Below are 12,496 nucleotides of genomic sequence, written 5' to 3' on the forward strand. Positions count from 1 at the left end.
AAGAACCTAAGTTCTACTGAGAACGTATCGGTTGAAGAGAGCCGTGCCGAAATGCTTCACGAAGACCAGGCCTGCGATCGTCTCGACCCGGCTGAAGCAGAGGTTTAGCCCGCTTGCTCCGAGCTGTCGCCAGCCTATGATGAACAGAAAGCAGCCGACAGCCAGCCCCACCGTCTGCATCGACAAGTCCAGCCAGGTCTTGAACCTCTTGCCAGTCTCGCTCTGCACGGCCGACTGTGCGCGAATCGCCGCCAACGTTGCGGCATCGGGCATGAAGCTCCACCTGCCACGCCGTACGCGGAAGAGAATCGTGCGCAAGGCAAAGATGCCGGGGATAACGAGAAGCAACGCGACGGAGGCTGCCACAATGGAACGATTGACGACGCTCAGATTCCGGTCGAACGCTCTCGGAAGCAGCCAGGCCGCCGTCGAGACGAAGGCAATGATCATTCCGGACACGATGTTGTTGCGCCTGCGGGGCGATAGCTGCGTCGGGGCCGCTGCCGCAGGGTTCGGATTTTGATTCGGCTCGGTCATATGGCCAGTCTGCCGAGGCGGCTTGCCGCTCTGCGGTATAGACTCCGCCCATAAAAGTAAAGTACGACCGACCAGAACGCGAAGCCCAAACCGTTGAAGAGGCTCCACGGGGAGTGTAGGTCGTTCCATAAGCTTAGGACGCCGTTGAACGTAATGATGAGGTCCAGATACACATCCCAGCGGTCTGTATTCTTCAGAAGCTTCAAAGAACCGGAGGTTGGCTCGGTCCATTTGGCGACGAGTTCGACGCGTTCTTCCTGGGTGGGGCGAAGCGCCCACTCGCCCGTTCGCACGCGCCGCCTGGCGATGACATAAGCGATTCTGCCGGGCAGTATGAGCAGCACGGCGGCGATGACCAGCGCGAAACCGCGCACATACAGATTGCAATCGCAGCCCACTTTGAATGCGGCGTAAACAATCTCGACGGCAGGAACCATGAAAAAGGCCGCGATCACCGTCATGACCAGGACGCGGGTACGCATGCTGGGACCGTCGTGCAACCGCTGTCGCACTCTTTGCATACGCTCGTCGTACTCGGGTGTGCCGGGTTCTAGAAGGCGCGCCATGGTGCGGCCAGAATACGCCTGGCCGAATGGGGCGGGCAAGGGAATTCCGAGTGTTTCCAGACAAAAGGAGATTCCCTTTCGGGAATGACAACCAAGAAAAGCAAGGACAAAAGCAGATTCTCTGCAGGAATGACGACAAGAGTTGCTGCGCGGGTACTCCCCCAAATGGTCATGCGCGGGCGAAGAGACGGCGGGGTATAGTGAGGGCTGGCGGTTCTTCGCGGCCTTGCTCGGGTCTGCGTGCGGATAGGGAAATTGTCTTCGAAGGGTGGGGCTACGGTGCTTGACGCGCCACAGGTGAGTCGTGTGCAGAAGGCGGCAGCGCCGCGGCGGTTTGCCGGTGCGCCTTCGCTGCGTCGCGATCTGGCCGAGGACTTCGAGGCGCCGGACGACGCCGACGGCGAAGGCTACGTCAGCAAGCGCAGCCGGAGCGCCATGCGTCTGCGGCTGGGCAGCGGTCTGCTGCGCACCAACGCCGGACGCGGCATCGCAGCCGGAGCGGTTGTCGCCGCGCTTGCGGCTGTCGCTGGCGCTATCTTCGGGGTGCGTCACTATCTTCTGCATAATGAACGGTTTGTGATCCAAAACTCGGCCTCCGTCCAGATCATCGGCAACAGCCACCTGACCCGGCCACAGTTGCTCAGCATCTTCGGCGAGGACGTCGACCGCAACATCCTGACCGTCTCGCTGGCCGATCGCCGGGCCGAGCTCGAACGCCTGCCCTGGGTCGAGCATGCGACCGTCATGCGTCTTCTGCCGGACAAGCTCCGCGTCTCGATCGTCGAGCGAACGCCCGTGGCGTTCGTGCGTCAGGGCGGCCACATCGGGCTGGTCGACAAGACCGGCGTGCTGCTCGATATGTCGGTCGACGACGACACGGCGGCGCAGCGTCCGCACTACTCGTTCCCGGTGGTTACGGGTCTTTCGGGCGACGATCCGGAGTCGACCCGCTCCGCGCGCATGCGGCTCTTCACCAGCTTCACGGCGGACCTCGACAGCGAGGGCAAGAAGCTCTCGGACAAGCTCTCCGAGGTCGACGTCTCGAACCCCGAGGATGTGAAGGCGCTTATCCCGGAAGGCTCGGTCGATATTCTCGTCCACTTCGGCGACCATGACTTCCTCGACCGCTACAAGAAGTTTGAAGAGAACCTGCCGAAGTGGCGGGTGGATTACCCCAAGCTCGCCTCCGCCGACATGCGCTACGAGCGCCAGGTGGTGCTGGAGATGCAGCGCGGCGCCGAGGTTCCGGTGAAGTCCGCCGACGATGCAGCGGCGCCGGCGCCGAAGGCAGCGGAGAAGCCGGCGGCTAAAACGGTTGCAGCCGCGAAGGCCAAGTCCGTGGCGAAGAAGCCCGTCGCGAAGGCGGTCGCCGCGAAGCCTCAGGCGAAACCGGCGGCTCATCTGCAGACGGCATTCGATGTGAAGAAGCACCCGCAGGCGGGCCCACAATGACACCCAAGCCGGAAAACCTCATCACCGTTCTCGACGCCGGCAGCCAGAAGAGCTGCGTGCTGGTCGCCGAGGTGCAGGACGGCGTGCTGCGCTATCGCGGCCACGGCGTGGAGCCATCCAAAGGCATGCGCAAGGGTTTGATCGCGGAGCTGGGACCGGCGGCGGAGGCCATCAACCGCGCCGCCCTGACCGCCGAGCGTGGGGCGAAGACCGGCATCGAGACCGCCATCGTCGGCATCGGCGGCACGCACGTGCGCGGCATCAACAGCCGCGGCGGCATCAGCATGGGTAGCCGCATGCGCGAGATCACGCGCGACGAGGTCCGCGCCGCGGTCGACCGCGCCCGCTCGGTCGCTCTACCGCCCGACCGCGAGGTGTTGCATCTGCTGCCGCAGGAGTTCATCCTCGACGACCAGGCCGGCATTCACGACCCGGTCGGCATGGTGGGCAACCGGCTGGAGGTCAACCTCCACCTTTCGACCTGCTCCGGCGGCGTTGCGCAGAGCGTCATCACCTGCGCCAACCGCGCCGGACTCGAGGTGCAGGACACGGTGTTTGAAGGCATCGCCGCGGCCGAGGCCGTGCTCTCGGCGGACGAGCGCGAACTGGGCGTCTGCATCGCCGACATCGGCGCCAGCACGACCGAGATCGCCGTCTTCTTCGAGGGTTCGATCGCCCACACGGCCGTGCTGCCGATCGGCGGCGACCACTTCACGAACGACCTCGCCGTCGGTCTGCAGGTCTCAGTCGAAGAGGCCGAGTACCTGAAGAAGGAGTACGGCAACTGTGTCGTCACCTCCGTGCCGTCGCTGGCGGAGATCGAGGTGGGCGGCAGCCTTGCAACCGGCAGTCTGGCTGGCGGCCCGCCGCAGGGCCGGCTCGTCCGCCAGCGCTTTCTGGCGGAGATTCTGGAGCCGCGCGCCCGCGAACTCTTCACTATGCTGCGCGACAACCTGCGCAACGGCGGCGTGCTCGAGGCGCTGGGCGCGGGCATCGTCCTGACCGGCGGCGGCGCGAACCTGGTCGGTCTGCTGGACAACGCGGAAAGCCTGCTGCGCGTGCCTGCGCGCATCGGCGTGCCGGTGCCGCTCAGCCGCATGCCGCAGGAGCTGGTGAAGCCGGAGTTCGCAGCCGCCATCGGCATGCTGCTCTACACGCATCGCACGCAGATTCGGCGGGCCAGCGAAGAGATGGGGTTGAAAGCGAAGTTGAAGGCCATGTTCGCGGGTAGCTTCTAAACGTTCAATCCGGATCTGCTGTCCAAGAAGAGAGGGGATTATGGAGACGGGGGAACGGACTTCTAAAGGATTCAGCGATAAGGCCAAACTTTTTCAGCAACGTGCGTTTCAGGCACTTCCGCTGCTGATTCGCCAAGCAAAAGCCGGATCGACAATCTACTACTCAGATCTTGCGCCGCAACTTGGAATGTCAAATCCCAGAAGCTTGGGCGCCGTGCTTGGAGTCGTCGGGAATGAAATGAAGATTCTTGGTGCGCTCTGGAAGGTGGAAATACCGCCGATCCAATGCTTGGTCGTAAATAAATCCCATGGTTTGCCTGGGGATGGCATAGGCCACTTTATAGATCCCAAGAATTTTAGGAAAAAAACCTCAAGCGAAAAGCGAAGACTCGTAGATCAGAAGATCTCTGAAGTGCGTGATTATGCTGGCTGGGATGCTGTTTTAGAACACTATGGCATGCAGCCTGCCATACTGATAACGCCGGCGGATTTGATTCGCGAAGCAGAGACGATTAAAGCGAAATTCAATGGTGTTGGAGAGGGCAAAGAACACCGCGCACTGAAGCAATATATCTCGGAGAATCCTTCGCTATTCGGATTGCCAAGAGATTGCGTTTCTATCTTGGAGTACACATTCGACTCCTGCGACACAATCGACGTCTTGTTTCAAAATGGATCGGAATGGGTCGGGGTAGAGGTGAAAGGACCTGTCTCCGACGACGCGGACATTATCCGTGGAATGTTTCAATGTGCTAAGTATCTTGCATTGATGGAAGCCACTCAAAAGCTCTTGCAGACAGGCCTGAACAGCCGTGTCGTGCTGGCAATCGGACGAGATTTTCCAAAATCACTGGATGCACGTAGAGTCACCCTCCAAACCGAAGTTCAACGCGTTCTGCTCCGTTGAATTCAGAGAGGATATGAGAACACTTCAAGTCGAAGGCCCTGATTTGGAACCAAGTTGGATACGCCAGTGGAAAAGGTGTACCACCTTTTTGACCCTCGGGTGACAGAATTGAGTTGGCTGCAAATGGCGTTCGCTATTTCACATTTGCCTTGGAGAAACCCCACCCTATGTCCCACGAGCCCGAGATGCCCGAAGACCTTCGCATTCAGTATCACGACGAGATGCCTCGCGGCGCGCGGATCAAGGTGATCGGCGTCGGCGGCGGCGGCAACAACGCCGTCAACCGCATGATCGCGGCCAAGGTCGAGGGTGTCGAGTTCATCGCGGCCAACACCGACGTGCAGGCGCTTGCGGTCTCGAACGCTCCCGTGAAGCTGCAGCTTGGCGTGAAGCTGACCTCCGGTCTGGGCGCGGGCGCGAACCCCGACGTAGGCCGCCGCGCGGCTCTGGAGGATTCAGACAAGATCATCGAGGCGCTTGAGGGCGCGGACATGGTCTTCGTCACCGCCGGTCTCGGCGGAGGCACGGGCACGGGGGCCGCTCCGGTCATCGCGTCGCTCGCCAGCGAGATGGGCGCGCTCACTGTCGCGGTCGTCACCCGGCCGTTTGCGTTCGAGGGCAAGCGCCGCATGATGCAGGCCGAGCGCGGCATGCAGGAGCTGCTCGACTCGGTCGACACGGTCATCGTCATCCCGAACGAAAAGCTGCTGGCCGTCGCCAAGGATGCGGGCTTCTTCGAGAGCTTCCGCATCGCCGACGACGTGCTGCGCCAGGGCGTGCAGGGCATCTCGGACATCATCACCATCCCCGGCGTCATCAACCGCGACTTCGCCGACGTACGCACGACGATGGCCGGCATGGGCTACGCCGTCATGGGCACCTCGCAGCGTTCCGGGCCGAACCGGGCGATGGACGCGGCGGTTGCGGCGATGGCTTCGCCGCTGCTCGAAGCCGGCGCCATCGACGGCGCGCGCGGCATCCTGATCAACATCACCGGCTCGAGCTCGTTGAAGCTGAGCGAGGTGAACGAGGCGTCCAGCGTGATCCAGAACGCGGCGCACGAGGACGCGAACATCATCTTCGGCGCGGTGCTGGACGAGAGCATGGGCGACGAGGTGAAGATCACGGTCATCGCCACGGGATTCAAGGATCAGCAGACGCAGCAGCCGCGGCGGGACCGGATGCTCGACCAGGCGACCCTGCCGACCGTCCGCTACGATGTGCCGATCCAGCCGCGCATCACCATCGCCCGGCAGGAACTGCCAGTGACAGTTGTGCCGCCGGTTGCACCCCACGTTCCGCCCGCCGCGGCGCCCGTTCCGGTCGTGGCCGCGACGCCGGAGCCGATCTTCTCCGTGCCGGAGCCGCTCGAGTACGAGAGCCAGCACCCGGTTGAGGTTGCGGAGTCGCATCTGCCTGAGCCTGAGGCAGTGGTGGCTCCGCTGATTCCGGTCTCGCCGACCCCGCAGGAGCTGGTGCCCGTACCGGCGTCGGTCTTCGACGACGATTTCTTCCGCAGCGTCACGCGCGATCGTGTCGGCGAGGTCTATCCGTTCGAACCGCGTCCGGCCAGCACGCCGGCAAACCCGCGCATCGCGGAGAGCCACGACTTCACGCCCGAGCCGCCCGCGCGGCCCACGTTCAACCCGCCGTCGCACGAGAACCACGACGCCGACGAACTCGATATCCCGGCCTTTCTGCGACGGGGCAACTGACGCCAAGGTGGTAGCGCCTACCCAGCGCACCGGATACTACGTCCAACTAAGATAAAAGTCAGGGTTTTGGATATCGACTTGCCTCCCCTGAAAGGTACGGCTGTTCATCTTTTTGCCTTGGGGTAGTGAAATGGGACGATTTTCTTTGATCCGGAACGGCTTGCTGGGCGGCGTTGTGCTCGCGGCAAATTGCTTCGCCCTCATTGCGACCGGGACCGCTGCGGTCGCCGCGCCGGTGAAACATCACGCCAGGTCCGCCGCCAAGGCCGCTCCCGCAAAGTCCACGCACGGCAAGGCTGCGGCGACGCATGCGAAGACTTCGGTGAAGGCCTCTACGGCGCATGGCAGGGCGAAGGCGAGCGCAGCTCCCGCGATCGTTCGTACGCGGCACGGCCGGGTGATCGCCGCCGCCTCGACCCGGCGTATCCGCTATGCGGAGCGCTTTACCGCAAGCTCTTTCTCGGACGATCTGGTGAGCGGCGATGTGACCGTGGGTGAAGACCCCATCGTTCGCGAGGCAGCCATCGCGGCGCTTGGCAATATGAACGGCACGGCGCTGGCCATCGATCCCGCGAGCGGCCGCATCCTCGCGATGGTCAACCAGAAGCTCGCGCTTTCAAGCGGCGCGGAGCCCTGTTCGACGATCAAGCTCTCGGTCGCGCTCGCGGCTTTGCAGGAAGGAATCGTCAAAAAAGATACGCCAGTCGCCCTGGGCGGCGGCTATCACCTGACCTTGACGGAGGCGCTGGCGCACTCGAACAACCTTTACTTTGAAACACTTGGCCGCTCGCTCGGCTTCGAGCGCGTGAAGCACTATGCGAATCAGCTTGGGCTGGGCGAACTGGCCGGATACCACATCGCGGGCGAGCAGCTCGGCGCCTATCCCGACCAGGAGCTGCCGGCGGCGCTTGGCGGCGTGGGCCGCATGTGTTCGTTTGGCGAAAGCGTCAGCATGACGCCGCTGCAGCTTGGCGCGCTGGTCGCGGCCATCGCCAACGGAGGCACTCTTTACTACCTGCAGCATCCGCAGACCGACGAGGAGATCGCCGCCTTCGAGCCGAAGGTGAAGCGCACGCTCGACATCGCCGCGCTGATCCCCGAGATGCAGGACGGCATGCAGGCGGCCGTGCAGTACGGCACCGCGCGCAGCCTGCGGGCGAACTTCAAGGAGTTTCCCGTGATGGGGAAGACCGGCACCTGCTCGAACAACGGCACCCGCTTCGGCTGGTTCGCGTCCTTCGCGGAGACGCCGAACGGACGCATCGTGACGGTCATCTTTCTCGAAGGCGGACGTCCGACCTTCGGGCCAAAGGCCGCCGAGCTGACGGGCCAGTTCTACCGCGCGCTGTGGGATAAAAGCTACTTCCAGCCGAAGCCCGCGCCGTCGCCGGGCAGTCCGTTAGGAACGCAGTAGAAGTTACGTCGCCTCTATCCGCCGCGAAACGCGATATCCTAAAAGACGTGGCAACCTCCGCAACCTCCGATCTGACCGCTCCGGCCATGGCTGCACCCTCGCTGGTCTCGGACTATGTGGCGCTGTTCAAGCCGCGAGTCTCGGCGATGTCGGTTCTGACGGCCGGCGCGGGGCTGTACCTGGGCGATCTGCACTCGGGGATCAGCCCGTTTCACGTCAGCTCCGTGATCGCCATGGCGGGCATCGCCATCGTCACCTGCGGTTCGAGCGTTTTGAATCAGGCACTTGAGCGCAAAAGCGATGCGCGCATGAAGCGTACCGCCAACCGTCCGATGGTTACGGGACGCATCGGTCTGGTGCATGGTCTGCTGCTGGGCTTCGCGGCCATCTTTCTCGGCTCGCTCTGGCTCGCGGTCTCGACCAACCTGCTGACCGGCACCCTGACCCTGCTGACCGCGACCAGCTACGTGGCGATCTACACGCCGCTGAAGCGGATCAGCAGCGTCAACACCTTCATCGGCGCGTTTCCCGGCGCTCTGCCGCCGCTGATTGGCTGGACCGCCGCGCGCGGGCTGATCGAGTGGCCCGCTGTCGCGCTCTTTGCCGTGATCTTCGTCTGGCAGTTTCCGCACTTCATGGCCATCGGCTGGATGTACCGCGAGGACTACCGCAACGGCGGCATCCGCGTCGCCGCCAACCAGACGCCGCTGGTCTGGGCCGCGCGTTCGACCGTAGCGCAGGCGCTGTTTTACGCTGTGCTGATGATTCCGGTCAGTCTGTGGACGACCTGGCTCGGCATCACCGGCATCCCGTACGCGGTGGTCGCGACCGTCCTCGGCCTTGGCTACCTCTGGTACACCGTCCGTTTCGCAGCCATTCTGAAGAATCCCGCCGACCCGGCCAGCCGCATCCTCGCACGCAATCTTTTGAAGGCCAGCGTGATATACCTGCCGCTTCTGTTGGCCGCAATGATTTTGAATGCACGCGGCCGGCTGCTCTTCTAGACGCTTAGCCGTAAACTGAACTGAGACTATGCCAACCGTCGCCGCAAAATCCGATCTCGAACAGGCCCGCACGCCACCCGCCGTCATCGCCGCCATCGTCGGCGTCAGCGTCGTGGCGAGCATCTTCATCTTCTGGCTCGTCTATATTCATCCGCCGGTGGACGCGGCCGGGGCGAGCTTCAACTTCCTGCCCGGACTCAACGCCGCGCTGAACGCCGCCTCCGCCTTTGCGCTCTTCGCCGGATACCGCTTCATCCGCGCGCGGCTGGTGCAGCAGCATCGCAATGCTATGTTCGCGGCGTTCGTCTTCTCGTCGGCGTTTCTCGTCAGCTACCTGGCGACCTACTTCCTGCACGGAGAGACGCACCTGCCGATCGCCCACACCGGCCTGCTCTGGTACACCTACGCGATCGTGCTATTTGCCACGCATATTCCGCTGGCGATCGTCGCGCTGCCGCTGATTCTTATCACCTTCTTCCTCTCGCTGACCGGTCGCTTTCCCGCGCATCGCCGCCTCGCTCGCTGGACGTATCCGATCTGGCTCTACGTCTCGGTCAGCGGTGTCTTCGTCTACTTCATCCAAGCGGTCGTGCGGCGCTGATGCAAAACGATACCCGCAAGCTGCTCACGACTGGCACGGCCATCTTCCTTACCGGACTGACGGCGGGTCTGCTGATGCTCTTTGCCTTCGGCGGCGTCGAACGCCGGCAGGGACCGCACACCACCGCCGGCTGGCTGGCCCTGATGGTCGCCATGGGATGCCTGCCGACCGGCAGCCTGACCCTTCTGCTCGGCTTTGCCAAACTGGCCGGCGACCAGAAACGCGATTCCAGCCGCCTCGAAGACTGGCCGTGAAGCGGCTGGCCCTCGTCGTTCTCTGCCTGAGTCTCGGCTGGTCCGGGGAGGGAAGCGGCCAAACCGGCAGCCAGACCGAATCCTTTGCCGTGCCGCCCGCTCACGAACTGGCCCAGACGCTCGAAGCGCTCCGCGATCCGGCGTCCTCCGCGCCGCTCGACCAGCTCTACGCGCGTGGCCTGGAGTACGCCGCCGCCCAGCAACTGAACGGCGAGAGCCGTGCGGCCGCCGGAACCGCGCAGAGCGTCGAAGCAGCCCTGGCCACGGCCGAAACGCTCCACCCAGCCACACTGGAGATCGAAGAAAAAGTAGCCGCCGCCCGCCGGCGGTACGCCCTGCTGGGCAAGCCGCTGCCCGCTCTTCCGCTGGCCGAATCGCTCTTCGCGGCGAACGAGACGCCGCGGATCAACCGCGACTACGGCTCCGCGACGATCCTGCTGGCCTTTCCCGATAGCTGCAGCCTCTGTGTGGAGATGGCGCGCGGTCTGCGTGCAGCGCTCTTCCGCGATTCGGACCGTAATGTGCGACTCTACGGCCTGCTGGCCCAGCCTACGTCGCCGGTTGCCGCAGCCGGAGCGCCGCCGATCGTGCCTGACCCGCGCAGCCCGGTTGCTCGCCTGCGCGGCACCCCGACCCTCACCGTTCCGCCGGGAACTCTTCAGGTCTTTGGTGCGACAGACCGGGGCGCGCCGGAATGGCCGCTGGCGATCGCGACCGACTGCCGCGGCATCGTGCGTTTCGTCGGCCCGGCGCCGCTGACGGCGCTGCTGCCGGGCGGCTTCGTCGACCGCCTGGCCGAGCATCTGGCGAAGATCTGGCCGCAGGACGCATCCAAACCGGCCCGCAAGTAACGACCCGGATACCCACCGGAGATTCTGCTATGCTCAACTTTTCAGAGCTTACGGAGCAAAACTCATGGCAAAAGGCGTCAACAAAGTCTTCCTTCTCGGCAACGTCGGCAAAGACCCCGAGATCCGCGCAACCGCCGGCGGAATGAACGTCGCATCGTTCTCGCTCGCCACCGCCGAGCGCGCCAAGGGCGCCGATGGCCAGTGGACCGACAAGACCGAGTGGCACAATATCGTCTGCTTCCAGCGGACAGCCGAGGTCGTGCGCGACTACGTCAAGAAGGGCACGCAAGTCCTCATCGAAGGCAAGATCCAGACCCGCTCCTGGGATGACAAGACCAGCGGCGAGAAGAAGTACAAGACCGAGATCCTGTGCAACGAGCTGACCCTGCTGGGCGGCGGCGCCGGGCGCGGCGGAGAGGGCGGATCGTCCTACAGCGGCGGTTCGAGCTACTCCAAGCCCGCGGCGACGAACTACGATCAGCGCACCCCGGCGTCGCAGCCCGACTACGCCGACCAGGGCATCACCGACGACGATATCCCCTTCTAAATCTTCAACCTGTTAGACGCCGCCGACGTACGCGCTGGCGGCGTCTTTGTCTGTCCCAAGCACAATTCCACCACGACCGGTAGACTGAACCCATGATCGACGAAGCCCAGTTTCGCCGCGAATCCGACCGCGCCTTCCACCATCTGAAGCAGTCCCTGATCGAGGCCGAGGAAGACGGCGGCTTCGAGGCCGAGGACAACAATGGCGTCCTGAACGTCCTCTTCGAGGATGGCTCGACGAAGTTCGTCTTCACGCCGCAGACGCCCGTGCGCCAGATCTGGATCTCGGCGCGCACCTCCAGCTTCAAGCTGGAGTGGTCGGAAGAGGCTGCGGCCTTCGTGCTGGCGAAGACCGGCGAGACCTTGAAGGCGCTGACGCAACGGCTTCTGCGAGAACAGACCGGCGACGACGCGATCGTTCTCACGTAATGCCGCCGGCCGCCGTTTCTTTCAATTCTCATTAAGGTTCTGCTTCCCACCTTCGCCGGGGCAGGCTAGAATTGGCCTGAACTCTGCAAAATTACGGCGCGAGCTGCACGGAAGGCTTCCGTGTTTGAACGCGGTGGCGCGTGACCGGACTTAAATTTCAACGCTTCAACGGAGGACCAGCCCCAATGCCGCCCATGCTCTCCGTCGCGATCATCACGCTGAACGAAGAGGAAAACCTCGGCCGCACGCTGGCCAGCGTCAGTTTTGCCGATGAGATTATCGTGATCGACTCGAACTCCACCGACCGGACGGTCGAGATCGCGGAGTCGTTCGGCGCGAAGGTGTTCCAGGAGCCTTGGCAGGGATTCGCCGCCCAGAAGAACTCCGCCATCGCCAAGTGCAGCGGCGTCTGGGTCCTGTCGCTCGACGCGGACGAGGAGTTGAGCCCGGAGCTGCGGACGCAGATTCGCACGCTGCTGCCCAGCAATCCGCCGGCGGACGCCTACTTTCTGAAGCGGCGCAACCTGTTTCTCGGCCGCTGGATCAAGCATGGCGGCTATTATCCGGACCCCAAGCTACGTCTCTTCCGGCGCGCGGCGGCGAACTTCACCAGCTCGCCCAAGTTTCAGGACCGCCCCGTTCACGAGACCATCTCCTTCGACGGCTCGTCGGCGACGCTGGACTACGACCTGATCCACCACGCCTATCCGACGCTTGAAAATTACCTGGAGCACATGGACCGCTACAGCACGCTGGGCGCGAAGCTGCTGATCGCAAATGGCCGCACCAGCAAGTCGTGGCTCGCCTTTTACTGGAACGTGCTCTTCGTCCCGCATTGGACGTTTACGTGGAACTACATCTTCCGGCTGGGTTTTCTGGATGGACGTGAAGGCCTGCTGCTGCACCTGTACCACTCGGCCTACGTAAGCTGGAAGTACGCCAAGGCCTGGCACACGACGCATGCTCCGCGCGGACGGTAAAT

Annotated in this window: 14 protein-coding genes; 12 read left to right on the top strand and 2 right to left on the bottom strand. The window is 63.4% G+C overall.

The genetic code is table 11. From position 1 onward, the window contains the following. Positions 1-6: 6 nt before the first annotated feature. Both CHB87_RS09330 and CHB87_RS09335 read right to left on the bottom strand, forming a co-directional pair. Positions 7-537 (bottom strand): hypothetical protein, encoded by a 531-nt coding sequence (locus tag CHB87_RS09330; protein WP_089408169.1) that lies wholly within the window; start codon positions 535-537, stop codon positions 7-9. Further along, positions 534-1,019 carry a hypothetical protein gene (locus tag CHB87_RS09335; protein ID WP_142988287.1) on the bottom strand — a complete coding sequence of 162 codons (486 nt, stop codon included), beginning with the start codon at positions 1,017-1,019 and terminating at the stop codon, positions 534-536. Before CHB87_RS09335 ends, CHB87_RS09330 begins: the two co-directional genes overlap by 4 nt. Positions 1,020-1,409: 390 nt before the next feature. Between CHB87_RS09335 and CHB87_RS09340 the strand changes: the two genes are divergently transcribed. From CHB87_RS09340 to CHB87_RS09395, 12 genes are all read left to right on the top strand, one after another. Further along, positions 1,410-2,555, top strand: coding sequence for a cell division protein FtsQ/DivIB (locus CHB87_RS09340; RefSeq protein WP_142988288.1), 1,146 nt, complete (start codon positions 1,410-1,412; stop codon positions 2,553-2,555). After that, entirely contained in the window at positions 2,552-3,793 is a 1,242-nt protein-coding gene (gene ftsA, locus CHB87_RS09345; protein ID WP_089408172.1) for a cell division protein FtsA, read from the top strand. Before CHB87_RS09340 ends, ftsA begins: the two co-directional genes overlap by 4 nt. A gap of 40 nt (positions 3,794-3,833) precedes the next feature. After that, a complete protein-coding gene (locus CHB87_RS09350; protein WP_089408173.1) occupies positions 3,834-4,700 on the top strand; it encodes a hypothetical protein in 867 nt (288 codons plus the stop codon). A 167-nt stretch (positions 4,701-4,867) separates the two neighbouring features. Next, complete coding sequence (ftsZ, locus tag CHB87_RS09355) at positions 4,868-6,415, top strand: cell division protein FtsZ (RefSeq protein WP_245817909.1); 1,548 nt, start codon at positions 4,868-4,870, stop codon at positions 6,413-6,415. A 130-nt stretch (positions 6,416-6,545) separates the two neighbouring features. Further along, positions 6,546-7,829 carry a penicillin-binding transpeptidase domain-containing protein gene (locus tag CHB87_RS09360; RefSeq protein ID WP_089408174.1) on the top strand — a complete coding sequence of 428 codons (1,284 nt, stop codon included), beginning with the start codon at positions 6,546-6,548 and terminating at the stop codon, positions 7,827-7,829. A gap of 47 nt (positions 7,830-7,876) precedes the next feature. After that, the gene (gene cyoE, locus CHB87_RS09365) at positions 7,877-8,833 is read left to right on the top strand and encodes a heme o synthase (RefSeq protein WP_342743553.1); all 957 of its coding nucleotides are present in this window, start codon (positions 7,877-7,879) and stop codon (positions 8,831-8,833) included. Between the two features lie 28 nt (positions 8,834-8,861). Then, on the top strand, positions 8,862-9,434 hold the full coding sequence (locus CHB87_RS09370) for a DUF420 domain-containing protein (protein WP_089408176.1): 573 nt from the start codon (positions 8,862-8,864) through the stop codon (positions 9,432-9,434). Then, positions 9,434-9,688: a hypothetical protein gene (locus CHB87_RS09375; protein ID WP_089408177.1), complete on the top strand. Its 255-nt coding sequence runs from the start codon at positions 9,434-9,436 to the stop codon at positions 9,686-9,688. The genes CHB87_RS09370 and CHB87_RS09375 overlap by 1 nt, the downstream gene beginning before the upstream one ends. Beyond that, positions 9,685-10,539 carry a hypothetical protein gene (locus CHB87_RS09380; protein WP_089408178.1) on the top strand — a complete coding sequence of 285 codons (855 nt, stop codon included), beginning with the start codon at positions 9,685-9,687 and terminating at the stop codon, positions 10,537-10,539. Before CHB87_RS09375 ends, CHB87_RS09380 begins: the two co-directional genes overlap by 4 nt. A 64-nt stretch (positions 10,540-10,603) precedes the next feature. After that, positions 10,604-11,086, top strand: coding sequence for a single-stranded DNA-binding protein (locus CHB87_RS09385; RefSeq protein ID WP_089408179.1), 483 nt, complete (start codon positions 10,604-10,606; stop codon positions 11,084-11,086). 92 nt (positions 11,087-11,178) lie between these two features. After that, positions 11,179-11,514, top strand: a complete 336-nt coding sequence (gene cyaY, locus CHB87_RS09390; protein WP_089408180.1) for an iron donor protein CyaY — start codon at positions 11,179-11,181, stop codon at positions 11,512-11,514. A 185-nt stretch (positions 11,515-11,699) separates the two neighbouring features. Beyond that, on the top strand, positions 11,700-12,494 hold the full coding sequence (locus tag CHB87_RS09395; protein WP_089408181.1) for a glycosyltransferase family 2 protein: 795 nt from the start codon (positions 11,700-11,702) through the stop codon (positions 12,492-12,494). Positions 12,495-12,496 lie beyond the last annotated feature (2 nt).

Source organism: Granulicella rosea, assembly GCF_900188085.1.
GTDB classification, from domain to species: Bacteria; Acidobacteriota; Terriglobia; order Terriglobales; family Acidobacteriaceae; genus Edaphobacter; species Edaphobacter rosea.